Here is a 25,248-nt window from a genome sequence, read left to right as displayed (position 1 = left end):
ATGCACGACAACAACTCCCGTCACCGCCGGGCCGACGCCTACCCCGATCTCGATCACGTCTACGCCCAGTGCAGCGGCCCCGGCGGGCTGCGGCTGGCCGAGCACATGGCGGAGGCGATGGGCCTGCGGGCCGGGGCCACCCTGGTCGACATCGGCTCCAACCGCGGCCTCCAGACCTGCTTTCTCGCCAGGGAGTACCAGGTCACCGCGCTCGCCCTGGACCCCTGGGAGGACCGGGAGGACGGCCGCCCGATGGTGGAGCACGTCATCGACAACGCCCGCTCCTGGGGCGTGGCGGACCGCGTGCTCGCGCTCAGGGCCGGCGTGCCGGAGACCGGATGTGCCACCGGCGCCTTCGACTTCGCCTACTCCACCACCGCCCTGGAGATGATCCGCGCCCTGGAGGGCCGGGATGGCTACCAGGCCGCGTTGGGCGAGATCCTTCGGATCCTCCGCCCGGGTGGGGTGTTCGGCCTCGGCGAGCCGATGCACCTGGAGGTGCCCATCCCCGAGGACCTACGCCCCTACGTGACGCGTGGGGAGTTCTCCTGGGCCGCCTGCTTCAGCGACCTGACCACCACCGTCTCCCAGGTAACCGAGGCCGGTTTCGAGATCGTCCACGCCGAGTACGCCGCCGACGCCACCGCCTGGTGGGACGAGTTCGCCCGCCACGACCCCTTCGCCAAGACCGATCCCGAGGGCGACCCCACGACCCTGCGCGTGGACGCCGGGCGGTGGACCAGCTTCGGCGTCGTCATCGCCCGCAAGCCGCTGGACTGACCGACTCGCCCCGCCGGGGCCGGCGACGGCCCGCTCCCCCGGGGCTCAGACCGCCTGGTCGTCCTGGGGATCGGATATGCGCAGCCGGTTCCCGGCCGGGTCGGTCAACTCCAGCTCCCGCCCCCAGGGCTCCGCACGGACGGGCACCCCGAACTCCTCGGCCACCGCGTCAAGATCGGCCAGCCTGAGGTAGACCAGGCCGCCGGGCCTGGCGTCCCCCTCGTGCTCGGAGAGGAACAGCCGCAGCGGACCACGGCCCAGCTCGGCGAAGACGGGCAGCCCGGGCTCGAAGCGGTGCTCCCAGCGGAGTCCGAAGCCGAGCCGGAGATACCAGCCGAGCACGGCGGCCACCTCCCGCACCCACAGCACCGGAATGGCCTCTTCGACAGCGACGCGCCTACTCATGACCGACATGGTGCACCACACCACTGACAGTCACCCGTGCGCCGGCGGGCGCCCACCGGCTCAGCCCTGGTTGGCCTCGCCGCCGAGCTGCGACCCCGCCATCCGGGACCACTCGTAGGGCCCGGTGCGGACCCGCGCCGCCAGCTCCCCGTCGAAGGCGTCCCGCAACGGCACCCCGGCCCGCTCGGCGGCCCGGGTGAGGATCTCCTCGCTGGCCGCCACCTGGTCGCCGAAGGCGCCGTCCTGGCCGACCAGCACCAGCCGGTAGCCGCGCGCCCCCAGATAGCTGATCTGCCCCTCGGTGCCCGACCCGTGCCGACCGGTGAACGCGGTCAGCCGGCGGGCCACCCGCGCGATCCGACGCTCGGTCGCGCGGTCGTGGCCGGCCTCCTCGGGGACCGAACCAGGCTCGGTGTTCTCCGCGGTGTCAGTCATGGCCCGTATGCTACCCGCCGGTAGGGCGCGGTGGGTGGTGTCGGGTCAGCGGAGGAACGGGTCGATGGCCACCGCGAGGAAGAGCAGTGAGACGTAGGTGATGGACCAGTGGAAGAGCCGCATCTCCTTGAGCTTCGCTCCGGTCGCCCCGGCCCGGGCGCGGGCGTGCAGCGCGTGCGCCTCCCAGAGCCACCAGGCGCCGGCCGCCACCGCCACCACGGGGTAGAACCAGCCGGTGTAGCCCAGCGGCCAGAGCAGCAGCGAGATCGCGACCATCACCCAGCTGTAGACCACGATCTGCCGGGCGACCGCGCGGTTGCCGGCGACCACGGGCAGCATCGGCACGCCGACCCTGGCGTAGTCGTCCTTGACCTTCATGGACAGCGGCCAGTAGTGCGGCGGCGTCCAGAAGAACATCACCAGGAAGAGGATCACGGCGGCCCAGGAGACCTCGCCGGTCACCGAGGACCAGCCGATCAGCACCGGCATGCAGCCGGCGATGCCGCCCCACACGATGTTCTGCTTGGTGCGCCGCTTCAGCAGCATCGTGTAGCCGACGACGTAGAAGAGCAGCGCGCCGAGGGCCAGCCCGGCCGACATCCAGTTGACCGTCAGGCCGAACCAGACGGTGGAGACCACGGTCAGCGTCAGGCCGAAGGCGAGGCACTCCCGCGGCGAGACGACCCCGGTGACCAGCGGGCGGTTCCGGGTGCGCTCCATCAGCGCGTCGATGTCCCGGTCGTACCACATGTTCAGCGCGTTGGCGCCGCCGGCCGACAGGTAGCCGCCGAGGCAGGTGGCCAGCACCAGCCACAGGTCGGGGACGTCCTGCGCGGCCAGGAACATGACCGGCACGGTGGTGATCAGCAGCAGCTCGATGATCCGGGGCTTCGTCAGAGCGACGAAGGCCTTGATCCGATCTCCCGTCGTCCAACAGTGCGAGCCCGAAGCGGACCCAGCCACTGGGCGGGAATCAACGGCCGTCACGGGCACCTCTGGATGTGCGACATCAGCGATCGGAAGGCGCCTGCCGCCCCGGAAGGGCAGGTGACGCCGCCGGTGGTCTCGGCGGGCCTCGGCCGGCGCCCGGCCGGACGACGAGGTCCGCACATACCGCGTCACTTTAGTCGCCCACCCCGTTCCCCCTGTCGCGGGGGGTGCCGTGTGGCGCCGACCGACCTCGTCCCGTGGTCGAAAGTCTTTCGACCGGCGGAAGGGCCGAGCGACCGGGAGGCGCTGTCCTGGCCAGAGGTAGGCTCGACTCGGCCGGGTGAGAAGACTCCGCCGCCAGGCGGAAATGTCATGTCACCAGCTATATACCGCCGGAGAGGAGCCCTGACGCAGGGTGAGCAGCAAGCCGACGACCTCAGATCTCGAATGGACCGAACTGGACCAGCGGGCCGTTGACACAGCCCGCGTCCTGGCCATGGACTCCGTGCAGAAGGTCGGCAACGGCCATCCGGGCACGGCTATGAGTCTGGCACCCGCCGCCTATCTGCTCTTCCAGAAGCTGATGCGGCACGACCCGTCGACCCCCGACTGGGCCGGCCGGGACCGTTTCGTGCTCTCCGTCGGGCACTCCAGCCTGACCCTCTACATCCAGCTCTACCTCGCGGGCTACGGCCTGGAGCTGGAGGATCTGAAGTCCTTCAGGACCTGGGGCTCGCGCACCCCGGGGCACCCGGAGTTCGGCCACACGGTCGGGGTGGAGACCACGACCGGCCCGCTGGGCCAGGGCGTGGCCAACGCGGTGGGCATGGCGATGGCCGCCCGTTACGAGCGTGGCCTCTTCGACCCGGAGGCGGCCCCCGGCACCTCCCCGTTCGACCACACCGTCTGGGTCATCGCCGGCGACGGCTGCCTCCAGGAGGGCGTGGCCGCCGAGGCCGCCTCGCTCGCCGGCCACCAGCGGCTGGGCAACCTGGTCCTGCTCTACGACGACAACCACATCTCCATCGAGGGCGACACCCAGACCGCCTTCTCCGAGGACGTGCTGGCGCGCTTCGAGTCCTACGGCTGGCACGTGCAGCGGGTCGCCCCGCAGGAGAACGGCGACCTGGCCCCGGCCGCGCTGCACGAGGCGTTCCTGGCCGCCCAGGCCGTCACCGACCGGCCGTCGATCATCGCCGCGCGGTCGATCATCGCCTGGCCCGCGCCCAACGCGCAGAACACCGAGGCCGCGCACGGCTCGGCGCTCGGCGCCGCCGAGGTGGCCGCCACCAAGCAGGTGCTGGGCTTCGACCCGGAGGCGCACTTCGCGGTCGCGCCCGAGGTGCTGACCCGCGCCAGGACCGCCGTGGAGCGCGGCCAGACGGCCCGCGCCGACTGGGAGAAGCAGCTGGTCGGCTGGCGCGCGGCGAACCCGGAGCGGGCCGCGCTGTTCGACCGGGTCCAGGCCGGGGAGCTGCCGGAGGGCTGGGAGCAGTCGCTGCCGACCTTCGAGCCGGGCACCGACGTGGCCACCCGCAAGGCCTCCGGGCAGGTGCTCAAGCGGCTGGGCGGGGTGCTGCCCGAGCTGTGGGGCGGCTCCGCCGACCTGGCCGGCTCCAACAACACCACGATCGACGCGAACTCCTCCTTCCTGCCGGGGGACAACCCGCTGTCGGAGGCCGACCCGTACGGCCGCACGGTGCACTTCGGTATCCGTGAGCACGCCATGGGCTCGGCGATGAACGGCGTGGCGCTGCACGGCAACACCCGGATCTACGGCGGCACGTTCCTGGTCTTCTCGGACTACATGCGCCCCGCGGTCCGGCTGGCGGCCCTGATGAAGCTGCCGGTCACCTACGTCTGGACGCACGACTCCATCGGTCTCGGCGAGGACGGCCCGACCCACCAGCCGGTGGAGCACCTGGCCGCGCTGCGCGCCATCCCCGGGCTCAACATGGTGCGCCCGGCCGACGCCAACGAGACGGCCATCGCCTGGCGGGAGATCCTCCGCCGGCACGGCGCCGCGCCCGCCCCGCACGGCCTGGCGCTGACCCGCCAGAACGTGCCGACCTACCCGGCCAACGAGGACACCGCCAGGGGTGGCTACGTGCACACCGAGGCGGAGGGCGGCGCACCGCGGGTGATCCTGATCGGCACCGGCTCCGAGGTGTCGCTGGCGGTGGCCGCCCGGGCCGAGCTGCAGGCCGCCGGGGTGCCCACTCGGGTGGTGTCGATGCCCTGCGCCGAGTGGTTCGAGGAGCAGGAGCAGGCGTACCGGGATCATGTGCTGTTGCCCGAGGTGCGCGCCAGGGTCGCGGTCGAGGCCGGTGTCGGTCTCACCTGGCACCGGTATGTCGGCCAGGCCGGTCGGGTGGTGTCGCTTGAGCACTTCGGCGCTTCGGCCGACTACCAGACCCTCTACCGCGAGTTCGGCATCACCCCGGAGGCCGTGGCGGCCGCCGCGCGGGAATCCCTGGCCGCCGCCGAGCGCTGACACCGACACACACGACAGCAGGAGACGCGAAATTCCATGACTGACGCACTCAAGCGCCTCTCCGAGGAGGGTGTCGCGATCTGGCTGGACGACCTGTCCCGCCGTCGGATCTCGTCGGGCGACCTCGCGGAGCTGCTCGACCAGCAGCACGTGGTGGGCGTGACGACCAACCCGACCATCTTCCAGAAGGCGATCTCGCACGGCGACGGCTACGAGGAGCAGTTGGCCGACCTGGCCGCGCGCGGGGTCACGGTCGAGGAGGCGGTGCGCATGATCACCACCGCCGACGTCCGGGACGCGGCCGACGTGCTGCGCCCGGTGTACGACGCGACCGGCGGGCTGGACGGCCGGGTCTCGATCGAGGTGGACCCACGGCTGGCACACCACACCCGGGCGACCATCGCCGAGGCCAAGCAGCTGGCCTGGCTGGTCGACCGTCCCAACACGTTCATCAAGATCCCGGCCACCAAGGCCGGGCTGCCCGCCATCACCGAGACCATCGGGCGGGGTATCAGCGTCAACGTCACGCTGATCTTCTCGCTGGACCGGTACCGCGAGGTGATGGACGCCTACCAGAAGGGCCTTGAGCAGGCCCAGGCCCGCGGCCTCGAACTGGACAAGATCTACTCGGTGGCGTCGTTCTTCGTCTCCCGGGTGGACACCGAGATCGACAAGCGGCTGACCGCGCTCGGCGCCCCCGAGGCCGAGGCGCTGCGGGGCAAGGCCGCGGTGGCCAACGCCCGGCTGGCGTTCCAGGCGTTCGAGGAGGTCGTGGCCGCCGACCGGTGGCAGGCCCTGGCCCGGGCCGGTGCCAACGTGCAGCGTCCGCTGTGGGCCTCGACCGGCGTGAAGGACCCGAACTACCCGGACACCCTCTACGTCACCGAGCTGGTGGCCCCCGGCACCGTCAACACGATGCCCGAGGCCACCCTCAAGGCCACGGAGGACCACGGCGAGATCGCCGGGAACACCGTCGCCGGCACCTACGAGCAGGCACGCGCCGACCTCGACGCGCTGGCCGCGGTCGGCGTCGACTACGCCGACGTGGTGCAGCTGCTGGAGGACGAGGGCGTGGAGAAGTTCGAGACCGCCTGGGTCGGGCTGCTGGAGTCGACCAAGGCGGAGCTGGAGCGCCTGGCCGGCGAGGAGGGTTGAGTCTCAGGTGAGCGGTATCGAGCCCGAGACCAACCCGCTGCGTGACGCCCAGGACCGCCGACTGCCCCGCATCGCGGGGCCGTCGGGCCTGGTCATCTTCGGGGTCACCGGCGACCTCTCCCGCAAGAAACTCATGCCGGCCGTCTACGACCTGTCCAACCGCGGGCTGCTTCCGCCGGGGTTCTCCCTGGTCGGCTTCGCCCGTCGGGACTGGGCGGACGAGGACTTCGCCCGCGTGGTGCACGACTCGGTCAAGCAGCACGCCAGGACCCCGTTCCGCGAGGAGGTCTGGCGGCAGCTCGCCGAGGGGATGCGCTTCGTCCAGGGCACCTTCGACGACGACGACGCGTTCACCCGGCTGCGCGGCACGATCGAGGAGTTGGACAAGGAGCGGGGCACGGGAGGGAACTTCGCGTTCTACCTCTCGGTGCCGCCCAAGTTCTTCCCCACGGTGGTGCGGCAGTTGAAGAAGCACCAGCTCTCGGAGGGGCCGGGGGACAGCTGGCGGCGGGCCGTGATCGAGAAGCCCTTCGGGCACGATCTGGCCTCCGCGCAGGAGCTGAACCGGGTGGTGCACGACGTCTTCCCGGCGCACGAGGTGTTCCGGATCGACCATTACCTGGGCAAGGAGACGGTCCAGAACATCCTGGCGCTGCGCTTCGCCAACACCATGTTCGAGCCGCTGTGGAACCGCTCTTACGTGGACCATGTCCAGATCACCATGGCCGAGGACATCGGCATCGGCGGCCGGGCCGGGTACTACGACGGCATCGGCTCCGCGCGCGACGTCATCCAGAACCACCTGCTGCAACTCCTGGCGCTGACGGCGATGGAGGAGCCCTCCTCGTTCGACGCCGACACCCTGGTCACCGAGAAGCTCAAGGTGTTGAACGCGGTGAACCTGCCGGCCGACCTGGGCCGGCACACGGTGCGCGGGCAGTACGCGGCCGGCTGGCAGGGCGGCGAGAAGGTCGCCGGCTACCTGGAGGAGGAGGGGATCGACCCGGCGTCGGTCACCGACACCTACGCGGCCATCAAGCTGGAGATCGACAACCGGCGCTGGGCCGGCGTCCCGTTCTACCTGCGGACGGGGAAGCGGCTCGGCCGGCGGGTGACGGAGATCGCGGTGGTCTTCCAGCGCGCCCCCTACTCCCCGTTCAACACCACGGACACCCAGGAGCTGGGACGGAACGCCCTGGTCATCAGGGTGCAGCCGGACGAGGGGATCACCGTGCGGTTCGGCTCCAAGGTGCCGGGGACCCAGATGGAGATCCGGGACGTCACGATGGACTTCGCCTACGGCGAGTCCTTCACGGAGTCCAGCCCCGAGGCGTACGAGCGGCTGCTGCTCGACCTGCTCCTCGGCGACACCAACCTCTTCCCCCGGCACCAGGAGGTCGAGCGCTCCTGGGAGATCCTCGACCCGGTCGAGGAGTACTGGGCCAGCCACGGCAAGCCGGAGCCGTACACCGCCGGCACCTGGGGCCCGAAGGCGGCCGACGACATGCTGGCGCGCGACGGACGGAGCTGGCGGCGACCATGAACATCGATCTCACGGACACCACGTCGAGCCAGATCAACTCCGCGCTGGTCAGGGCCCGTCGGACGACCGGCTCGCCGGCCGTCGGCATGGTGCTGACCATGGTCATCGTCACCGACGAGGGCAACCACTACGACGCGCTCCGGGCGGCCAACGAGGCGTCCAAGGAGCACCCGTCCCGGACCCTGGTGGTCATCCGCCGGCCGGGCCGTTCCCCGCGCGAGCGGGCCTCGGCCCGGCTGGACGCCGAGGTCCGCGTCGGTGGCGACACCGGCATCGGCGAGACGGTGCTGCTGCGGCTGCACGGCGAGCTGGCCGGCCACGCGCACAGCGTGGTCCTGCCGCTGCTGCTGCCGGACGCCCCGGTGGTGGTCTGGTGGCCGGAGGAGGCGCCGGCGCACCCGTCGGACGATCCGCTGGGCGCCCTGGCGCAGCGGCGGATCACCGACGCGGCGGCGGCCGAGGACCCGACGGCCGAGCTGTCCCGGCGGGCCGCGGTCTACTCCCCCGGCGACACGGACCTGGCCTGGACCCGGATCACCCCGTGGCGGAGCGTGCTGGCCGCGGCGCTGGACCAGAAGCACACCCGGATCACCGGGGCCGAGGTCGAGGGCGAGGAGCACAGCCCCAGCACCGAGTTGCTGGCGCTCTGGCTGGGCGAGCGGCTCGGCGTCGACGTCACCCGGACGGTGACGGCCAGCCCGGGGATCAGCGCCGTGCGGCTGACCGTCGAGGACGGGGCCATCTGCCTGGACCGGCCCGACGGCTCGATGGCGAAGCTGGCCGTGCCGGGCCAGCCGGACCGCCACGTGGCGCTCAACCGGCGCGCCACCTCGGAGCTGCTCGCCGAGGAGCTACGCCGGCTGGACCCGGACGAGGCCTACGCGCGGGCGGTCCGCGCCGGCGGCCGGCCCGCCGCCGCGGGTGCCTCGTGACCGCGCCCGAGCTGCTGGTCCACCGGGACCAGCGGCTGATGGCCGAGGCCACGGCGGCCCGGCTGATCACCACGGTCCAGGAGGCCCAGGCGGCCCGCGGGTCGGCGTCGGTGGTGCTGACCGGGGGGCGGAACGGCAACGGGCTGCTGGCCGCGTTGGCCGCCGCCCCGGCCCGGGAGGCCATCGACTGGTCCCGGCTCGACCTGTGGTGGGGGGACGAGCGCTTCCTACCGGCCGGTGACCCGGACCGCAACCACACCCAGGCGGCCGCCGCGCTGCTGGACGCGGTGCCGCTGGAGCCGGGCCGGGTCCATGTGATGCCCGCGTCCGACGGCCCCTACGGGACGGACGCGGAGGCCGCCGCCGAAGCGTACGCCGCCGAGCTGGCCGCCGCGGGCGGCCCCTTCGACGTGCTGCTCCTCGGCGTCGGCCCGGACGGCCATGTCGCCTCGCTCTTCCCCGGGCTGCCCGGGGTGCGCGAGCGGGACCGGACGGTGGTGGCGGTGCGGGAGGCTCCCAAGCCGCCGCCCACCCGGCTGAGTCTGACGCTGCCGGCGATCGCCACGGCCCGGCAGGTCTGGCTGCTGGCCGCCGGGGCCGACAAGGCCACGGCCGCGGCGCGCACGCTGACGGCCACCGACCCGGCCGAGACCCCGGCCGCCGGCGCCCGGGGCACCGCCCGCACCCTGCTGCTGGTCGACCAGGCGGCGGCAGTCGAGCTGCCTCCGGCGGCCGCGGCCGGCTGACGCCACCCCGCCGACCGCCGGAGGCCGTCGCTCACCTGCCGCGCAGCGCGCGGTAGCGGGCGACCAGCCCGGCGGTCGACGGGTCCAGGCCCGGCACCTCGGCGCCCTCGACCAGCGCCGGCTCGACCCGCTTGGCGAGGACCTTGCCCAGCTCGACACCCCACTGGTCGAAGGAGTCGATGTCCCACACCGCGCCCTGCACGAACACCTTGTGCTCGTAGAGGGCGACCAGCTGGCCCAGGACGGACGGCGACAGCTCGTCGGCCAGGATGGTGGTGGTGGGCCGGTCGCCGGGGAACGTCCGGTGCGGGACCAGCTCCTCGGCCACGCCCTCGGCCCGCACCTCGTCCGGCGTCTTGCCGAAGGCCAGCGCCTGCCCCTGCGCGAAGAGGTTGGCCATCAGCAGGTCGTGCTGGTCGGCGAGGACCGGCGACAGCTCGGCGACCGGGCGGGCGAAGCCGATCAGGTCGGCCGGGATCAGCTTGGTGCCCTGGTGCAGCAACTGGTAGTAGGCGTGCTGCCCGTTGGTGCCGGGGGTGCCCCAGACGACGGGCCCGGTCTGCCAGCTGACGGGCTCTCCGTTCCGGTCCACCCGCTTGCCGTTGGACTCCATGTCCAACTGCTGGAGGTAGGCGGTGAACTGCGAGAGGTAGTGGCTGTACGGCAGCACCGCGTGCGCCTGGGCGTCGAAGAAGGCGCCGTACCAGACACCCAGCAGCCCGAGCAGCAGGGGCGCGTTGCGCTCCGGCGGCGCCGTCCGGAAGTGCTCGTCCATCAGTCGGAAGCCGTCCAGCATCTCGCGGAACCGGTCGGGACCGATCGCGACCAGCAGGGAGAGGCCGATGGCCGAGTCGTAGGAGTACCGGCCGCCGACCCAGTCCCAGAACTCGAACATGTTGGCCGTGTCGATGCCGAAGGCCGCGACCTTCTCGGCGTTGGTCGAGACCGCCACGAAGTGCCGCGCCACCGCCGTCTGGTCGCCGCCGAGCCCGTCGAGCAGCCACTGCCGCGCCGAGGTGGCGTTGGTGATGGTCTCGATGGTGGTGAAGGTCTTGGACGCGACGATGAACAGCGTGGTCGCCGGGTCCAGGTCGCGCAGCGCCTCGTGCAGGTCGGCGCCGTCCACGTTGGAGACGAAGCGGAAGTCCAACTCCCGCGCCGTGTAGGGCAGCAGCGCCTCGTAGGCCATGGCGGGGCCCAGGTCGGAGCCGCCGATGCCGATGTTGACCACGGTCCTGATGGGCTGCCCGGTGTGGCCCCGCCACTCCCCGGAACGCACCCGCTCGGCGAACGCCGACAGCCGGTCCAGCACCGCGTGCACCGCCGGCACCACGTTCTCGCCGTCCACCTCGATCACCGCGTCGGCGGGGGCACGCAGCGCGGTGTGCAACACCGCGCGGTCCTCGGTGACGTTGATCCGCTCACCGCGGAACATCGCCTCCCGCAGCCCGGCCACCTCGGTGGCGCCGGCCAACTCGCGCAGCAGGCGCAGCGTCTCGTCGGTCACCAGCTGCTTGGAGTAGTCCAGGTAGAGCCCGCCGACGGTCAGCCCGTAACGCTCGGCCCGCCGCGGGTCCCCGTCGAACAACTCCCGCAGGCTCACGTCGCCCAGCTCCGCGCGGTGCTGCGCGAGCGCCTGCCACGCGGGCAGTTGATCGAGCCTGACCCGGCCACCATCAGTCATGTTCGCCTCGGTTATCCCTTGTGCTTGCGTCCTGGCCCACGCTAGCCGATGCGGCCTCGCGGCCCGCTCGGGTACCGGCAGCCGGACAGGGACAAGGGCACGGGCCCGGGGGCCGACCGGACGGTCGGCCCCCGGGCCCGTTCACCGAGGACTCGTTCGCTCAGATCTCGCCGCGCAGCTTGGCGAGCGCCTCGGCGAGGATGGCCTCGCCGTCCGCGTCGCTGCGCCGCTCACGGACATAGGCCAGATGCGTCTTGTAGGGCTCGGTGCGTGGTGGGTCCGGCGGGGCGTCCCGCTCGGTGCCTGCCGGGAAACCACAACGGGGACAGTCCCAGGTGTCCGGGATCTGTGCGTCGCTGGCGAAGCTGGGCTGTGTCTCGTGCCCGTTCGCGCACCAGAAGGAGACCCTCAGCCGAGGCGCGGTCTCACCGCGCTCGGCCTCACCCATGGGCCCCGCCCCGACCCGGCTGCCCCGGATCGCGTTGCCACCTGCCACGGTCGTTACTCCCTGCCTGCCATCCTGCGAAGTCCTCAGTCTATGCAAGGCTCAACGCACGTCCAGTGCTGGGAGTTACTGACTTATGACTTCATCAGCAGACCGAGCACCACCACGATCGCGGCCCAGACGAGGCCGACGACCACGGTGATCCGGTCCAGGTTCCGCTCGGCGACCGAGGAGCCGCCGACGGAGGACTGCATACCCCCGCCGAACATGTCGGAGAGGCCGCCGCCCTTGCCCTTGTGCATCAGCACGAGAAGCGCCAACAGGGCGCTGAAGACGATCAGGGCGATCTGGAACGCCGTTTCCACGACTGGACCAACTCTCTGCAACGACGGACAACGGACATTTCCGGGAGTGCCTCCGGGAGCCGGCCCACGGCGACGAGCACCGGTCGCCGGCTCCCGGACAGGGTACCGCTAGCGCGGCCGATGCCCCCAGGCCCTACTGATCACGGAACCTGACGATCTTGACGAACTCGTCGGCGTCCAGCGCCGCCCCACCGATCAGCGCACCGTCCACGTCGGGCTGGGCCATGATCGCCGCCACGTTGCCCGACTTGACCGAACCGCCGTACTGGATGCGGACCGCGTCGGCCAGGGCGCCGTCGTACAGCTCGGCGAGCCGGCCCCGGATCGCCGAGCAGACCTCCTGGGCGTCGTCGGGGGTGGCCACCTCGCCGGTGCCGATGGCCCACACCGGCTCGTAGGCGATCACGATGCTGGCCGCGTGCTCGGCCGGCAGGTCCTGGAGCGCGCCGTCGAGCTGGGCCAGGGTGTGCGCCACCTGGGTGCCGGCCTTGCGGACCTCCAGCGGCTCCCCGACGCACAGGATCGGGGTGATGCCGTGCCGGTAGGCCGCCTTGACCTTGGCGTTGCAGGACTCCTCGTTCTCCCCGTGGTACTGCCGGCGCTCGGAGTGGCCGATGACCGCGTACGAGCAGTTCAGCTTGGCCAGCATCGGCCCGGAGATCTCGCCGGTGTAGGCGCCGGAGTCGAAGGCCGAGATGTCCTGGGACCCGTACTTGATCTTGAGCTTGTCGCCGTCGACCAGGGTCTGCACGGACCGCAGGTCGGTGAACGGCGGCAGCACCGCCACCTCGACCTCTTCGAAGTCCTTGTCCGAGAGACCGAAGGCGAGCTTCTGCACCTGTGCGATGGCCTCAAGGTGGTTGAGGTTCATCTTCCAGTTGCCGGCCATCAGCGGAGTGCGACTCACGCGCCCGCCCCTTTCTTCACTGCTCTGCTGGCTTGGTCGGACGCGCCCTCGCGTCCGCGGATGGTGTGGCGACGCGGGGACATCTCAGTCCTCCAGCGCGGCCAGACCCGGCAGGGTCTTGCCCTCCAGGTACTCCAGGCTGGCGCCGCCGCCGGTGGAGATATGGCCGAAACCGTTCTCGTCCAGGCCGAGCAACCGCACCGCGGCGGCCGAGTCGCCACCGCCGACCACGGTGAAGGCGGAGCTGTCGAGCAGGGCCTGCGCCACCGCCCGGGTGCCGCCGGCGAAGTCGGGGTGCTCGAAGACGCCCATCGGGCCGTTCCAGAAGACGGTGGCCGCGTCCGCCACCTTGGCGGCGAACAGCTCCTGGCTGCGGGGGCCGATGTCCAGGCCCTGGAGGCCGGCCGGGATCGCGTCGGCCGCCAGCTCCACCGGCTCGGCGGGAGCCTTGGTCCGCAGGTCGGGGAACTCCTTGGCCGCGATCACGTCGACCGGCAGCACGAACTCCACGCCCAGCTCGTCGGCGCGGCGCAGGTACTCCTGGACCGCCGGGACCTGGTCGGCCTGGAGCAGGGAGTCGCCCACCTCGTGGCCCTGGGCGGCGAGGAAGGTGTAGGCCATGCCGCCACCGATCAGGATGCGGTCGGCCCGCTCCAGCAGGTGGTCGATCACGCCCAGCTTGTCGGAGACCTTGGCCCCGCCGAGCACCACGACGTAGGGGCGCCGGACGTCCTCGGTGAGCTGCTTGAGCACCCCGACCTCGGTGGCGATCAGCCCGCCGGCGGCGTGCGGCAGCCGGGCGGGCAGGTCGAAGACGGAGGCGTGCTTGCGGTGCACCGCGCCGAAGCCGTCCCCCACGTACAGGTCGGCCAGGGCCGCGAGCTGGTCGGCGAAGGCGCCGCGCTCGGCGTCGTCCTTGCTGGTCTCGCCGGGGTTGAAGCGGAGGTTCTCCAGCAGCGCCAGCTGGCCGTCGGCCAGGCCGGCGACCGCGTCCCGCGCGCTGTCCCCGACCGTGTCGGTGGCGAAGGCCACGTCCCGGCCGAGCAGTTCGCCGAGCCGGCGGGCGACCGGGGCCAGCGAGAACGCCGGGTCCGGCGCGCCCTTGGGCCGGCCCAGGTGCGAGGCGACGACGACCCGGGCGCCGGCGTCCAGCAGCTTGGTGATGCTCGGCACGGCGGCCCTGATCCGGCCGTCGTCGGTGATGGTCCCGTCGGCGAGGGGGACGTTGAGGTCGGCGCGGACGAACACCCGCTGGCCCGCGACCGCGAGGTCGTCAATGGTCTTCATGATGGTTGGCTCCTTGAGGCTCTCGGATAACCCGCTCATCTCCGCGTGCGGCGCGCGCCGGCCACGCGCGAGGGCCCGCCGAGCGCTGTGCGCGCTCCGCGGGCCCCTTGGCCGTTGCCATCCCGGCGGCCGGTCGGCGCCGCGCTCAGCTGCGGGTCAGAGCCGCTCGCCCACGTAGACCGTCAGGTCCACCAGACGGTTGGAGTAGCCCCACTCGTTGTCGTACCAGCCGACGATCTTGACCTGGTTGCCCTGGACCATCGTCAGCGAGGCGTCGAAGGTGCAGGAGGCCGGCCAGTTGACGATGTCCGAGGAGACGATCTGGTCCTCGGTGTACTCCAGGACGCCCTTGAGCTGGCCCTCGGCGGCGGTCTTGAAGGCCGCGTTGACCTCCTCCTTGGTGACCTCGCGGTCCAGCTCGACCACCAGGTCGGTCACCGAGCCGGTCGGCACCGGGACGCGCAGCGAGATGCCGTCCAGCTTGCCCTTGAGCTGCGGGAGCACCAGCGCGGTGGCCTTGGCGGCACCGGTGGTGGTGGGGATGACGTTGACCGCGGCGGCCCGGGCCCGACGCAGGTCCTTGTGCGGGAAGTCGAGGATGCGCTGGTCGTTGGTGTAGGCGTGCACCGTGGTCATCAGACCCTTGACGATGCCGAAGCTCTCGTCGAGGACCTTGGCCATGGGGGCCACACAGTTGGTGGTGCAGGAGGCGTTGGAGATGACCTCGTGCGCCGCCGGGTCGTACTTGTCCTCGTTGACGCCGATGACGACGGTGACGTCCTCGTTCTTCGCCGGGGCGGAGATGAGGACCTTCTTGGCGCCGGCGGCGAGGTGCTTGGCGGCGTCCTCGCGCTTGGTGAAGATGCCGGTGGACTCGATCACGATGTCGGCGCCCAGCTCGGCCCAGGGCAGGTTCGCCGGGTCGCGCTCGGCGAGCGTCTTGAAGGTCTGGTCGCCGACCGTGATGGTGTCCTCGGTGTGGCTGACCTGCTCCTTGAGGCGGCCGAGAACGCTGTCGTACTTCAGCAGATGCACCAGGGTGGCGTTGTCGGTCAGGTCGTTGACACCGACGATCTGGACATCCGCCCCCTGTTCAAGGAGCGCGCGGAAGTAGTTGCGGCCGATACGGCCAAAGCCGTTGATTCCTACGCGGATCGTCACGAACCGATCTCCTCGTTGGTACGCCGGTGAAACAGACACCGGCGATGCTGTATTGGGATGTCCCCGACCGCTTCCGACCCTACCCCGCCCGGGTCCTCCGGGTGACATCGCCCAGCCGTGTTCGCCCTCGGGAGAGCGCGGCCGCGCCGGCCGGGACAGCGGCGGTCAGCCCACCATCTCCTCGGTGAGATTGGACTCGGTCCCGGGGATGCCCAGGTCCTGCGCCCGCTTGTCGGCCATCGCCAGCAGCCGGCGGATCCGGCCGGCCACCGCGTCCTTGGTGAGCGGCGGATCGGCCAGCGCGCCCAGCTCCTCGAGCGAGGCCTGCTTGTGCTCCATCCGCAGCCGGCCGGCCGCCGCCAGGTGCTCGGGGACCTCCTCGCCCAGGATCTCCAGCGCGCGCTGCACGCGGGCGCCGGCGGCCACCGCGGCCCGCGCGGAGCGGCGGAGGTTGGCGTCGTCGAAGTTGGCCAGGCGGTTGGCCGTGGCCCGCACCTCGCGGCGCATCCGGCGCTCCTCCCAGGCGAGCACCGACTCGTGCGCGCCCAGCCGCGTCAACAGCGCGCCGATCGCGTCACCGTCCCGGACGACCACCCGGTCGACGCTGCGCACCTCGCGCGCCTTCGCCCCGATCTGCAGCCGCCGCGCGGCACCGACCAGCGCGAGCGCCGCCTCCGGGCCCGGGCAGGTCACCTCAAGGGAGGAGGAACGCCCGGGCTCGGTGAGCGAGCCGTGGGCCAGGAAGGCTCCGCGCCAGGCGGCCTCGGCGTCGCAGGTGGCGCCGGAGACCACCTGCGGCGGCAGGCCCCGGATCGGCCGGCCCCGGCCGTCGACCAGGCCGGTCTGCCGGGCCAGCTGATCGCCGCCGGCGACCACCCGGACCACGTACCGGCTGCCCCGGCGCAGCCCGCCCGGGGCCATCACCACCAGGTCGGAGGAGTGGCCGAAGATCTCCAGAATGTCCCGGCGCAACCGCCGGGCGGCGATGCCGGTGTCCAGCTCCGCCTCGATCACGATCCGCCCGCTCACCAGGTGCAGGCCGCCCGCGAACCGCAGGATCGACGACACCTCCGACTTGCGGCAGCAGGTGCGGGTGACAGGAAGACGGGAGATCTCGTCCTTCACCGCAGCCGTCATCGCCATGGGCCGATCCTTCCATGCATCCGAAAAACACGGTCATACGCGGCGGCCAGCAGCTCGGGATCGTGCCGGGCCGAGCCGGCGCCGCGGCCCGAGCCACCGCCCGCGGCCACCGGGGCCAGCACCACCTCGGCACCCAGCCGCTCGGCGGCGACCCGGCTCAGACTCTCGCCGTCGGGGACGGCGGCCCGATCGGCGAGCACCACGTCAAAGGCGAGTTTAGGGGCGTGTTGTACCAAAACCTCCACATGACGCTGCGGTGAGAAGCCATCAGTTTCGCCGGGTTGGGGAGCGAGGTTCAGCGAGAGCACCCGCCGGGCCTTCGTGCTGACCAGCGCGTCCAGCAACTCGGGCACCAGCAGGTGGGGGATGACGGAGGAGAACCACGAACCCGGGCCCAGGACCACCCAGTCGGCGTCCATCACCGCGGCCACCGCCTCGGGCACCGCCGGCGGATCGCTGGGCACCAGCATCACCTCGCGGACCTCGCCCGGGGTCAGCGCCACCGCCGCCTGCCCCCGCACCCGGGCCAACTCCCCGGGACTGGCCGGGTCGTGACCGAGCACCAGCGCCTCAAGCGCCAGCGGGACGGCCGACATGGGCAACACCCGGCCGTGCGCGCCCAACAGCTTGCCCACCAGGTCGAGCGCGCCGACGTGATCGCCCAACTGCTCCCAGAGCGCGACGATCAGCAGGTTGCCCACCGCGTGGTCGTGCAGCGCGCCCTCGCTCTGGAAGCGGTGCTGGATCACCTCCGACCAGGTGCGGCCCCACTCGTCGTCACCACAGAGGGCGGCCAGCGCCTTGCGCAGGTCGCCGGGCGGCAACACCCCCAGCTCGTCGCGGAGCCGACCGCTCGACCCGCCGTCGTCGGCGACCGTGACCACCGCCGTGAGGTCGCCGGTGATCCGCCGCAGCGCGGTGAGCGAGGCGGACAGCCCCATCCCGCCGCCCAGCGCGACGACCTTGGGCTGGGCACCCCGCCGGACCCCGCGCAGCGTCCGGCCGGCGCGGCGGCCGACGGTGGGGGCACCGCCGGCCGCGCGCTGTCTTGCTCCCTTCCGCGGCATCCCTACTCGCGTCCCATGTCCCGGTGGACGATCACGGTCTCCACTCCCTCCTCGGCCAGCCGGCGGGCCAGCCGCTCGGACATGGCCACACTGCGGTGCTTGCCGCCGGTACAGCCGACGGCGATCGTCACATAGCGCTTGCCCTCACGCCGGTACCCGGCCGCGACCAGCTGGAGCAACTCGGCGTACCGGTCCAGGAACTCCTTGGCGCCCGGCTGGTTGAAGACGTAGCCGGCGACCTCCTCGCTGGTGCCCGTGAACGGGCGCAGCTCCGGCACCCAGTGCGGGTTGGGCAGGAACCGGCAGTCCACCACGTGGTCCGCGTCCACCGGCAGGCCGTACTTGTAGCCGAAGGACATCACGGTCGCCCGCAGCTCGGGCTCGTCGCCGCCGGCGAACTGGGCGTCCATCTTGGCGCGCAGCTCGTGGACGTTGAGGTTGGAGGTGTCGATCACCAGGTCGGCGTCGCCGCGCAGCTCACGCAGGAGGTCACGCTCGGCGGCGATGCCGTCCACGATCCGGCCGTCGCCCTGGAGCGGGTGTGGGCGCCGGACCGACTCGAACCGCTGGACCAGGGCGTTGTCCGAGGCCTCCAGGAAGACGATGCGGCGGGTGACGCCCTTGGTCTCCAGGTCGGTCAGGGACTCCCTGAGGCTGTCGAAGAAGCCGCGTCCGCGGACGTCGACGACCACGGCGATCCTGGCCACGTTGCCCTGCGAGCGGGCGCCGAGGTCCACCATGGTGGGGATCAGGGCGGGCGGGAGGTTGTCCACCACAAACCAGCCGAGATCCTCCAGGCACTTGGCCGCCGTGCTGCGGCCGGCGCCGGACATCCCGGAGATGATCACCAGCTCCGGGGTGGTCGCGGCCTCGTCGCCGCCGGCCGGGGTGGTCGGTTCCTCGCCCCTGCTGTGTTCGCTCATCATGCTCAATCCCCCGCCTGTCCTTCGGTGTGTGGGTCGTTGTCGGTGGCCTCTTCCGCGCTCGCTCAGTACTCGACGATCTCTCCGGTGGCCGTGTTGACCGCGGGGGCGGCCTGGGCCTGACCGGCGAGCGCCGCGGCGACCGTCTCGGCGGTCTTGCGGCCTATGCCGGGCACCTCGCTGATCTCCTCGACCGTGGCGGCCCGAAGCCGCTTGACCGAGCCGAAGTGCTTGAGGAGCGCCTTCTTACGGGTCTCCCCGAGGCCGGGAATGGCGTCGAGGGGACCCTTTCTTATTGATTGTGACCGCTTGCCCCGCTGATAGCGGATCGCGAACCGGTGCGCCTCGTCCCTGACCCGCTGGAGCAGGTAGAGCCCCTCGCTGGTGCGGGGCAGGATCACCGGGTCGTCCTCGCCTGGCAGCCAGACCTCCTCCAGGCGCTTGGCCAGGCCGCAGACGGCGACGTCGTCGATGCCCAGCTCGTCCATCGCCCGCCGGGCCGCCGCCACCTGCGGCTGCCCGCCGTCCACCACCACCAGCTGGGGCGGATAGGCGAACCGCTTGGGCCGGCCGTCGTCCTCCACGGGCGGGGCGAGGTCGTCCGCGCCCTCCTCGACGGCCCACTCCCCGGTGCGCTCCCGCTCCCGGAGATAGCGCCGGAACCGGCGGGAGACCACCTCGTGCATGGAGCGGACGTCGTCCTGCCCGGCGAAGCTCTTGATCTGGAAGCGGCGGTACTCGCTCTTGCGCGCCAGGCCGTCCTCGAAGACCACCATCGAGGCCACCACGTCGTCGCCCTGGAGATGGGAGATGTCGAAGCACTCGATGCGCAGCGGCGCCGAGTCGAGCCCCAACTGCTCGGCGATCTCCTCCAGCGCCCGCGACCTGGTGGTCAGGTCGGAGGCGCGCTTCGTCTTGTGCAGGGCCAGCGCCTGCTGGGCGTTGCGCTCGACGGTGGTCATCAGGTCGCGCTTGTCGCCGCGCTGCGGCACCCGCAGGCTGACCCGCCCGCCGCGCCGGGCGGTAAGCCACTCGGTGACCGGCTCGGCCGGCTCGGGCAGCACCGGGACCAGCACCTCGCGGGGCACGCTCTCGCCGCTCTCCTCGCCGTAGAGCTGCTGCAGCGCGCTCTCCACCAGCCCACCCGTGGTGACGTTCGCCACCCGGTCGGTGACCCAGCCGCGCTGGCCGCGGACCCGGCCGCCGCGGACGTGGAAGATCTGCACCGCCGCCTCCAGCTCGTCCTCGGCGAGGGCGATCAGGTCGGCGTCGGTGGCGTCGGCGAGCACCACCGCGCTCTTCTCCATGGCGCGGCGCAGGGCCTCGATGTCGTCCCGCAGCCGGCCGGCCCGCTCGTACTCCAGGGCCTCGGCGGCGGCGAGCATCTCCTCCTCCAGCCGGCGGACGTAGGCGCCCGTGCGGCCGGCCATGAAGTCGCAGAACTCCTCGGCCAGGGCGCGGTGCTCGTCGGGGCTGACCCGGCCCGTGCAGGGGGCGGAGCACTTCTCGATGTACCCCAGCAGGCAGGGGCGGCCGATCGCCTGGGCGCGCTTGAAGACGCCGGCCGAGCAGGTGCGTACGGGGAAGACCCGGAGCAGCAGGTCGACCGTCTCGCGGATCGCCCAGGCGTGCGCGTACGGGCCGAAGTACCGCACGCCCCGGCGCTTGGCGCCGCGCAGCACCTGCACCCGCGGGAACTCCTCGTTCATCGTGACCGCGAGTGACGGATAGCTCTTGTCGTCCCGGTACTTGACGTTGAACCGGGGGTCGTACTCCTTGATCCAGGAGTACTCCAGCTGGAGCGCCTCGACCTCGGTACCGACCACCGTCCACTCCACGGAGGCGGCCGTGGTGACCATGGTGGCGGTGCGGGGGTGCAGGCCGGAGAGGTCCTGGAAGTAGGAAGACAGGCGCTGGCGCAGGCTTTTCGCCTTCCCGACGTAGATCACCCTGCGGTGCTCGTCGCGGAACCGGTAGACGCCGGGCGAGTCGGGGATCTCGCCGGGCCTCGGGCGGTAGCTGGAAGGATCGGCCATGACGGCAACCCTACTGCCGTGAACTGACAGTGAGCGTCACGCGCGGTCAGCGTGGCCCGGGTCGGCGACCGCTACCAGCCACGCGCGCGCCACTCGGCCAGCTGCGGGCGCTCCGCGCCGAGCGTGGTGTCGGCGCCGTGGCCGGGGTACACCCAGGTCTCGTCGGGGAGTTCCGCGAAGAGCTTGGTCTCCACGTCGTGCAGCAGGCTGGCGAAGGCGGCCGCGTCGCCTCGGGTGTTGCCGACGCCGCCGGGGAAGAGGCAGTCGCCGGTGAGGAGATGGGGATGGCCGTCGGGGTCGTCGTAGACCAGCGCGATGGAGCCCGGGGTGTGCCCGACCAGGTGGCGGGCGGTGAGCGCGCAGCGCCCGACCGTGATCCGGTCCCCGTCGTCCACCGGGACCCGGGTCGGCACGGGGATGCCCTCGGCGTCGTGCCGGCCGGCGTAGGTGGTGGCGTCGGTGGCCTCGACCACCGCCGCCAGCGCCTGCCAGTGGTCCCCGTGCCGGTGGGTGGTGACGACGCCCGCCAGCCCGTCGGCGCCGACCAGCGTCAGCAGGGCGGGGGCGTCGTTGGCCGCGTCGACCAGCAACTGCTCGCCGGTGGCCCGGCAGCGCAGCAGGTACGCGTTGTTCTCCATGGGGCCGACGGCGATCTTGCTGATCACCAGGTGGGCCAGCTCGTGCACGTCGGCTGGCCCGCCCACGGTCACGTCTCCGGTGTACGCCATGACCGGCAGTCTGTCAGAGCGCGGGCGGCTTGGGCAGCGCGGCGGGGGCGGTCAGCCCACCGCCCTCGGTCCGGCCGCTGAGCCAGCCGACCAGCGCGGCCGGGGTGCCCACCACCGGCAGCGGGATGCCGCCGGCGGCCCCGGTGCGCCAGTGCCGGCCGTCCTCGGCGCGCAGCTCCAGGGCCGGCAGGTCCGGGCGGCCGGCGTAGCGGTCGGCGAGGTAGACGACGGCCCGGTCGAGAAAGGCCCCCGGCAGGTCGGCCACGGTGGGGCCGGCGTCCAGGTCGATCCGGTGCAGCTCGACCTCGACCCAGCGGCGGAAGGGCAGCGTGGCGGCCACGTCGGTGACGCCGTTGCGCAGGGCGACCCGCTCCCCCCAGCGCTCCTCTGGCAGGCTCTCCGCGGTGGCGACGAAGCGGGCCCAGCTGGCCCGCAGGTCGGCCAGGTGCGTCTCGCGGGGCCGGTCGGCGTCCCGCGCGATGTCGGCGTCCCTGGCCGTCTCGCTGGGGTACATGGGGCGGCCGCGCAGCACGTTGTCGAGGGCGTCGGCGTTGCGTGCGAGGTGCGCCAGGACGTGGCCCCGGGTCCAGCCGGGGAGCTGGGAGGGGCCGGCCAGGTCGGCCTCGGGCAGCTCGGCGACGGTCCGCAGGAGTCGTTCGGTGGCGTCCTCGACGGCGGCCAGGTCCGCTACGGGTCGGGTCATGGGCTCACGCTAACGCGCGGAACCGACACCGCCACTCCATCGAGTGAATACGGCGGAAACCCGCCGGCAATCGAACGCACGTGCTATAGGGTGCGGACGCGGCTCTCGGCATTCGACGACGTTTGTCAGAGGGTCCCCATACCCTGGGACGGGTCGGCCGCGCAGCGCGGGCGACCCCCTCAAACAACGAAAGGTGCCATCCGGCGTGGCCGACCGACTCATCGTTCGTGGCGCACGCGAGCACAATCTCCGGAATGTCTCGCTCGACCTGCCCCGCGACTCGCTCATCGTCTTCACCGGGCTGTCGGGATCGGGCAAGTCCTCGCTCGCCTTCGACACGATCTTCGCCGAGGGCCAGCGGCGTTACGTCGAGTCGCTGTCCGCCTACGCCCGGCAGTTCCTCGGGCAGATGGACAAGCCGGATGTGGACTTCATCGAGGGGCTCTCCCCCGCGGTCTCCATCGACCAGAAGTCCACCTCACGCAACCCGCGCTCCACCGTGGGCACCATCACCGAGGTCTACGACTACCTCCGGCTGCTCTTCGCCCGGATCGGCAAGCCGCACTGCCCCGAGTGCGGCCGGCCCATCGCCCGGCAGTCGCCGCAGGCGATCGTGGACAAGGTGCTGGGCCTGGCCGAGGGCAGCCGGTTCCAGGTCCTCTCGCCGCTGGTGCGGGAGCGCAAGGGCGAGTTCGTCGACCTCTTCGCCGACCTCCAGGCCAAGGGCTACAGCCGGGCCCGGGTGGACGGCGCCGTCGTGCAGCTGGCCGACCCGCCCAAGCTGAAGAAGCAGGAGAAGCACACCATCGAGGTGGTGGTGGACCGGCTGACCGTCAAGGAGAGCGCCAAGCGGCGGCTGACGGACTCGGTGGAGACGGCGCTCGGGCTCGCCGGCGGGATGGTCATCCTGGACTTCGTCGACCTCCCCGAGGACGACCCGGGCCGGGAGCGGATGTACTCCGAGCACCTCTACTGCCCCTACGACGACCTCTCCTTCGAGGAGTTGGAGCCGCGTTCCTTCTCCTTCAACTCCCCGTTCGGCGCCTGCCCCGAGTGCACCGGCATCGGCACCCGGATGGAGGTCGATCCGGAGCTGATCATCCCGGACCCGGAGAAGACCCTGGAGGAGGGCGCCATCCATCCCTGGTCGCACGGCCAGACCAGGGGCTATTTCAACCTGCTCATCGGCGCCCTCGGCGACGCGCTGAACTTCCGCACCGACATCCCCTGGGACGGCCTGCCGCAGCGCGCGAAGAAGGCCCTGCTCAACGGCCACCGGTCGAAGATCGAGGTCCGCTACGAGAACCGCCACGGCCAGGAGCGGGCGTACACCACCGCCTTCGAGGGCGTGCTGCCGTTCATCCGCCGGCGGCACGCCGAGGCCGAGACGGACTCCGGGCGGGAGCGCTTCGAGGGCTACATGCGCGAGGTGCCGTGCGCGGCCTGCCAGGGCACCCGGCTCAAGCCGCTGGTGCTCGCGGTGACGGTGCAGGGCCGGTCCATCGCCGAGGTGGCGGGGATGTCGATCAGCGAGTGCGCCGAGTTCCTCAGCCGCATGGAGCTGTCGCCGCGCGAGAAGACCATCGCCGAGCGGGTCCTCAAGGAGGTCAACGAGCGGCTGCGGTTCCTGGTCGACGTCGGCCTCGACTACCTCTCGCTCAACCGCGCGGCCGGCTCGCTCTCCGGTGGCGAGGCCCAGCGCATCCGGCTCGCCACCCAGATCGGCTCCGGCCTGGTCGGGGTGCTCTACGTGCTGGACGAGCCGTCCATCGGCCTGCACCAGCGGGACAACCACCGGCTGATCGAGACCCTGGTCCGGCTCCGTGACCTGGGGAACACGCTGATCGTCGTGGAGCACGACGAGGACACCATCAAGACGGCCGACTGGGTGGTGGACATCGGCCCCGGCGCCGGCGAGCACGGCGGCAAGGTCGTGCACAGCGGCAGCTTCGCCGAGCTGCTGACCAACACCGAGTCGCTCACCGGCCAGTACCTGTCGGGAGCGCGCGGCATCCCGGTCCCGGAGCTGCGCCGTCCGGTCGACCCGAGCCGGTTGATCACGGTGCACGGTGCCCGCGAGCACAACCTGCGGGGCATCGACGTCAGCTTCCCCGTCGGCCTGCTGACCGCCGTCACCGGCGTCTCGGGGTCGGGGAAGTCCACCCTGGTCAACGACATCCTCTACACCCACCTGGCCCGCGAGCTGAACGGCGCCAAGTCGGTGCCCGGGCGGCACACCAGGATCACCGGGGACGACCTGGTCGACAAGGTGGTCCATGTGGACCAGTCGCCGATCGGCCGGACCCCGCGGTCCAACCCGGCCACCTACACCGGAGTCTTCGACCACATCCGGCGGCTCTTCGCGGAGACCATGGAGGCCAAGGTCCGCGGGTACCAGCCGGGCCGCTTCTCCTTCAACGTCAAGGGCGGGCGCTGCGAGAACTGCTCCGGCGACGGCACCATCAAGATCGAGATGAACTTCCTGCCGGACGTCTACGTGCCCTGCGAGGTCTGCCACGGCGCCCGGTACAACCGGGAGACCCTGGAGGTGCACTACAAGGGCAAGTCCATCGCCGAGGTGCTGGACCTGCCGATCGAGGAGGCGCTGGAGTTCTTCGCCGCGGTGCCGGCCATCGCGCGGCACCTGCGCACTCTCAACGACGTGGGCCTGGGCTACGTCCGGCTGGGCCAGCCGGCGCCCACCCTCTCCGGCGGCGAGGCCCAGCGGGTCAAGCTGGCCTCCGAGTTGCAGCGGCGGGCCACGGGCAGCACGGTCTACGTCCTGGACGAGCCCACCACCGGGCTGCACTTCGAGGACATCCGCAAGCTGATCTCGGTCCTCTCCGACCTGGTGGACAAGGGCAACTCGGTGGTGGTCATCGAGCACAACCTCGACGTGATCAAGACCGCCGACTGGGTGCTCGACATGGGCCCCGAGGGCGGGCACGGCGGTGGCCAGCTGATCGCCGAGGGCACCCCGGAGGAGGTCGCCTCGGTGCCGGCCAGCCACACCGGGAAGTTCCTGCGGGACATCCTGGGGGACGCGGTCAGCGACGCCGCGCCCGCCACCGGCCGGCGGAAGGCGGCGCGGGGCGGCGAGGCGAAGGGCGCCGCCAAGGCCGGCGCGAAGGCCGGTGCGAAGGCCGGTGCGAAGGCCGGTGCGAAGACGGCAGCCGCAGCGAAGACCACGGCGCGGGGCGGCCGGAAGGCGGCCGCCGCCGAGCCGGAGGGCGGGGCCAGGCCGGCCAGGAAGCGAGCCGCCGCCAAGCGCTGACCTGCCAGGCCACGTTGTTCTCCGGGAGTTTCTGAGCAACCCCTGGCAGCGGGTCAACTCCCTTGGAACGCTGTGCCGCTGGCGCACACCGCGCCAACAGCACGC

General features: G+C 71.9%; 22 protein-coding genes. 7 read left to right on the top strand and 15 right to left on the bottom strand.

Annotated features, from left to right (window positions below; genetic code table 11):
- Nucleotides 1-780 (top strand): SAM-dependent methyltransferase, encoded by a 780-nt coding sequence (locus tag RM844_RS02275; RefSeq protein WP_311664036.1) that lies wholly within the window; start codon nt 1-3, stop codon nt 778-780.
- A gap of 45 nt (nt 781-825) precedes the next feature.
- Here the strand turns inward: RM844_RS02275 and RM844_RS02270 are convergent, their stop codons facing one another.
- Genes RM844_RS02270 through RM844_RS02260 form a run of 3 tightly spaced genes read right to left on the bottom strand, consistent with a single transcriptional unit; the run spans nt 826 to nt 2,607 of the window.
- Nucleotides 826-1,185, bottom strand: coding sequence for a glyoxalase superfamily protein (locus RM844_RS02270; protein WP_311664034.1), 360 nt, complete (start codon nt 1,183-1,185; stop codon nt 826-828).
- A gap of 60 nt (nt 1,186-1,245) precedes the next feature.
- Nucleotides 1,246-1,620 (bottom strand): hypothetical protein, encoded by a 375-nt coding sequence (locus tag RM844_RS02265; protein ID WP_311664032.1) that lies wholly within the window; start codon nt 1,618-1,620, stop codon nt 1,246-1,248.
- A 45-nt stretch (nt 1,621-1,665) separates the two neighbouring features.
- The gene (locus RM844_RS02260) at nt 1,666-2,607 is read right to left on the bottom strand and encodes a heme o synthase (protein ID WP_394814394.1); all 942 of its coding nucleotides are present in this window, start codon (nt 2,605-2,607) and stop codon (nt 1,666-1,668) included.
- A 358-nt stretch (nt 2,608-2,965) separates the two neighbouring features.
- On the opposite strand from RM844_RS02260, the gene tkt reads away from it, so the two are divergent.
- Genes tkt through pgl form a run of 5 tightly spaced genes read left to right on the top strand, consistent with a single transcriptional unit; the run spans nt 2,966 to nt 9,420 of the window.
- Nucleotides 2,966-5,044 carry a transketolase gene (gene tkt / locus RM844_RS02255; RefSeq protein WP_311664028.1) on the top strand — a complete coding sequence of 693 codons (2,079 nt, stop codon included), beginning with the start codon at nt 2,966-2,968 and terminating at the stop codon, nt 5,042-5,044.
- Between the two features lie 36 nt (nt 5,045-5,080).
- Nucleotides 5,081-6,199: a transaldolase gene (gene tal, locus RM844_RS02250; protein WP_311664026.1), complete on the top strand. Its 1,119-nt coding sequence runs from the start codon at nt 5,081-5,083 to the stop codon at nt 6,197-6,199.
- A 7-nt stretch (nt 6,200-6,206) separates the two neighbouring features.
- Nucleotides 6,207-7,742, top strand: a complete 1,536-nt coding sequence (gene zwf, locus RM844_RS02245) for a glucose-6-phosphate dehydrogenase (RefSeq protein WP_311664024.1) — start codon at nt 6,207-6,209, stop codon at nt 7,740-7,742.
- Nucleotides 7,739-8,674 carry a glucose-6-phosphate dehydrogenase assembly protein OpcA gene (gene opcA, locus RM844_RS02240; RefSeq protein WP_311664022.1) on the top strand — a complete coding sequence of 312 codons (936 nt, stop codon included), beginning with the start codon at nt 7,739-7,741 and terminating at the stop codon, nt 8,672-8,674. The genes zwf and opcA overlap by 4 nt, the downstream gene beginning before the upstream one ends.
- A gap of 38 nt (nt 8,675-8,712) precedes the next feature.
- Nucleotides 8,713-9,420, top strand: a complete 708-nt coding sequence (pgl, locus tag RM844_RS02235) for a 6-phosphogluconolactonase (protein ID WP_394814407.1) — start codon at nt 8,713-8,715, stop codon at nt 9,418-9,420.
- Between the two features lie 31 nt (nt 9,421-9,451).
- On the opposite strand, the gene pgi is transcribed toward pgl, so the two are convergent.
- From pgi to RM844_RS02175, 12 genes are all read right to left on the bottom strand, one after another.
- Entirely contained in the window at nt 9,452-11,104 is a 1,653-nt protein-coding gene (gene pgi / locus RM844_RS02230) for a glucose-6-phosphate isomerase (RefSeq protein WP_311664018.1), read from the bottom strand.
- 160 nt (nt 11,105-11,264) lie between these two features.
- Nucleotides 11,265-11,600 carry an RNA polymerase-binding protein RbpA gene (locus RM844_RS02225; protein ID WP_311664016.1) on the bottom strand — a complete coding sequence of 112 codons (336 nt, stop codon included), beginning with the start codon at nt 11,598-11,600 and terminating at the stop codon, nt 11,265-11,267.
- Nucleotides 11,601-11,683: 83 nt separating this feature from the next.
- Complete coding sequence (gene secG, locus RM844_RS02220; RefSeq protein WP_311664014.1) at nt 11,684-11,914, bottom strand: preprotein translocase subunit SecG; 231 nt, start codon at nt 11,912-11,914, stop codon at nt 11,684-11,686.
- A gap of 133 nt (nt 11,915-12,047) precedes the next feature.
- The gene (tpiA, locus tag RM844_RS02215; protein WP_311664336.1) at nt 12,048-12,803 is read right to left on the bottom strand and encodes a triose-phosphate isomerase; all 756 of its coding nucleotides are present in this window, start codon (nt 12,801-12,803) and stop codon (nt 12,048-12,050) included.
- A 102-nt stretch (nt 12,804-12,905) separates the two neighbouring features.
- Nucleotides 12,906-14,108: a phosphoglycerate kinase gene (locus RM844_RS02210; RefSeq protein ID WP_311664012.1), complete on the bottom strand. Its 1,203-nt coding sequence runs from the start codon at nt 14,106-14,108 to the stop codon at nt 12,906-12,908.
- A 156-nt stretch (nt 14,109-14,264) separates the two neighbouring features.
- Nucleotides 14,265-15,269, bottom strand: coding sequence for a type I glyceraldehyde-3-phosphate dehydrogenase (gene gap / locus RM844_RS02205; protein WP_311664010.1), 1,005 nt, complete (start codon nt 15,267-15,269; stop codon nt 14,265-14,267).
- 165 nt (nt 15,270-15,434) lie between these two features.
- Nucleotides 15,435-16,412 (bottom strand): DNA-binding protein WhiA, encoded by a 978-nt coding sequence (whiA, locus tag RM844_RS02200; RefSeq protein ID WP_311664008.1) that lies wholly within the window; start codon nt 16,410-16,412, stop codon nt 15,435-15,437.
- Complete coding sequence (locus tag RM844_RS02195; RefSeq protein WP_311664006.1) at nt 16,403-17,479, bottom strand: gluconeogenesis factor YvcK family protein; 1,077 nt, start codon at nt 17,477-17,479, stop codon at nt 16,403-16,405. Before RM844_RS02195 ends, whiA begins: the two co-directional genes overlap by 10 nt.
- Nucleotides 17,480-17,481: 2 nt before the next feature.
- Nucleotides 17,482-18,402 (bottom strand): RNase adapter RapZ, encoded by a 921-nt coding sequence (gene rapZ / locus RM844_RS02190; protein WP_311664334.1) that lies wholly within the window; start codon nt 18,400-18,402, stop codon nt 17,482-17,484.
- A 65-nt stretch (nt 18,403-18,467) separates the two neighbouring features.
- Entirely contained in the window at nt 18,468-20,438 is a 1,971-nt protein-coding gene (gene uvrC / locus RM844_RS02185) for an excinuclease ABC subunit UvrC (RefSeq protein WP_311664004.1), read from the bottom strand.
- Between the two features lie 71 nt (nt 20,439-20,509).
- Entirely contained in the window at nt 20,510-21,166 is a 657-nt protein-coding gene (locus RM844_RS02180; RefSeq protein ID WP_311664002.1) for an MBL fold metallo-hydrolase, read from the bottom strand.
- A 13-nt stretch (nt 21,167-21,179) separates the two neighbouring features.
- Entirely contained in the window at nt 21,180-21,869 is a 690-nt protein-coding gene (locus RM844_RS02175) for a maleylpyruvate isomerase family mycothiol-dependent enzyme (RefSeq protein WP_311664000.1), read from the bottom strand.
- 205 nt (nt 21,870-22,074) lie between these two features.
- On the opposite strand from RM844_RS02175, the gene uvrA reads away from it, so the two are divergent.
- The gene (gene uvrA / locus RM844_RS02170) at nt 22,075-25,143 is read left to right on the top strand and encodes an excinuclease ABC subunit UvrA (RefSeq protein ID WP_311663998.1); all 3,069 of its coding nucleotides are present in this window, start codon (nt 22,075-22,077) and stop codon (nt 25,141-25,143) included.
- Nucleotides 25,144-25,248: the final 105 nt, after the last annotated feature.

It is taken from the genome of Streptomyces chisholmiae, from assembly GCF_031845445.1.
GTDB classification, from domain to species: Bacteria; Actinomycetota; Actinomycetes; order Streptomycetales; family Streptomycetaceae; genus Streptomyces; species Streptomyces chisholmiae.
The sequence above is the reverse complement of the archived record's forward strand: the minus strand, read 5'-3'. Positions and strand labels throughout refer to the sequence as shown.

Bases quoted from the DNA above. Each gene is read 5' to 3' on its own strand.
- RM844_RS02265 (WP_311664032.1), bottom strand. From the start codon at position 1,620: ATGACTGACACCGCGGAGAACACCGAGCCTGGTTCGGTCCCCGAGGAG.
- RM844_RS02275 (WP_311664036.1), top strand. From the start codon at position 1: ATGCACGACAACAACTCCCGTCACCGCCGGGCCGACGCCTACCCCGAT.
- RM844_RS02175 (WP_311664000.1), bottom strand. From the start codon at position 21,869: ATGACCCGACCCGTAGCGGACCTGGCCGCCGTCGAGGACGCCACCGAA.
- RM844_RS02210 (WP_311664012.1), bottom strand. From the start codon at position 14,108: ATGAAGACCATTGACGACCTCGCGGTCGCGGGCCAGCGGGTGTTCGTC.
- tpiA (WP_311664336.1), bottom strand. From the start codon at position 12,803: ATGGCCGGCAACTGGAAGATGAACCTCAACCACCTTGAGGCCATCGCA.
- RM844_RS02195 (WP_311664006.1), bottom strand. From the start codon at position 17,479: ATGCCGCGGAAGGGAGCAAGACAGCGCGCGGCCGGCGGTGCCCCCACC.
- pgi (WP_311664018.1), bottom strand. From the start codon at position 11,104: ATGACTGATGGTGGCCGGGTCAGGCTCGATCAACTGCCCGCGTGGCAG.
- RM844_RS02270 (WP_311664034.1), bottom strand. From the start codon at position 1,185: ATGAGTAGGCGCGTCGCTGTCGAAGAGGCCATTCCGGTGCTGTGGGTG.
- RM844_RS02180 (WP_311664002.1), bottom strand. From the start codon at position 21,166: ATGGCGTACACCGGAGACGTGACCGTGGGCGGGCCAGCCGACGTGCAC.
- uvrC (WP_311664004.1), bottom strand. From the start codon at position 20,438: ATGGCCGATCCTTCCAGCTACCGCCCGAGGCCCGGCGAGATCCCCGAC.
- rapZ (WP_311664334.1), bottom strand. From the start codon at position 18,402: ATGAGCGAACACAGCAGGGGCGAGGAACCGACCACCCCGGCCGGCGGC.
- opcA (WP_311664022.1), top strand. From the start codon at position 7,739: ATGAACATCGATCTCACGGACACCACGTCGAGCCAGATCAACTCCGCG.
- pgl (WP_394814407.1), top strand. From the start codon at position 8,713: ATGGCCGAGGCCACGGCGGCCCGGCTGATCACCACGGTCCAGGAGGCC.
- whiA (WP_311664008.1), bottom strand. From the start codon at position 16,412: ATGGCGATGACGGCTGCGGTGAAGGACGAGATCTCCCGTCTTCCTGTC.
- tal (WP_311664026.1), top strand. From the start codon at position 5,081: ATGACTGACGCACTCAAGCGCCTCTCCGAGGAGGGTGTCGCGATCTGG.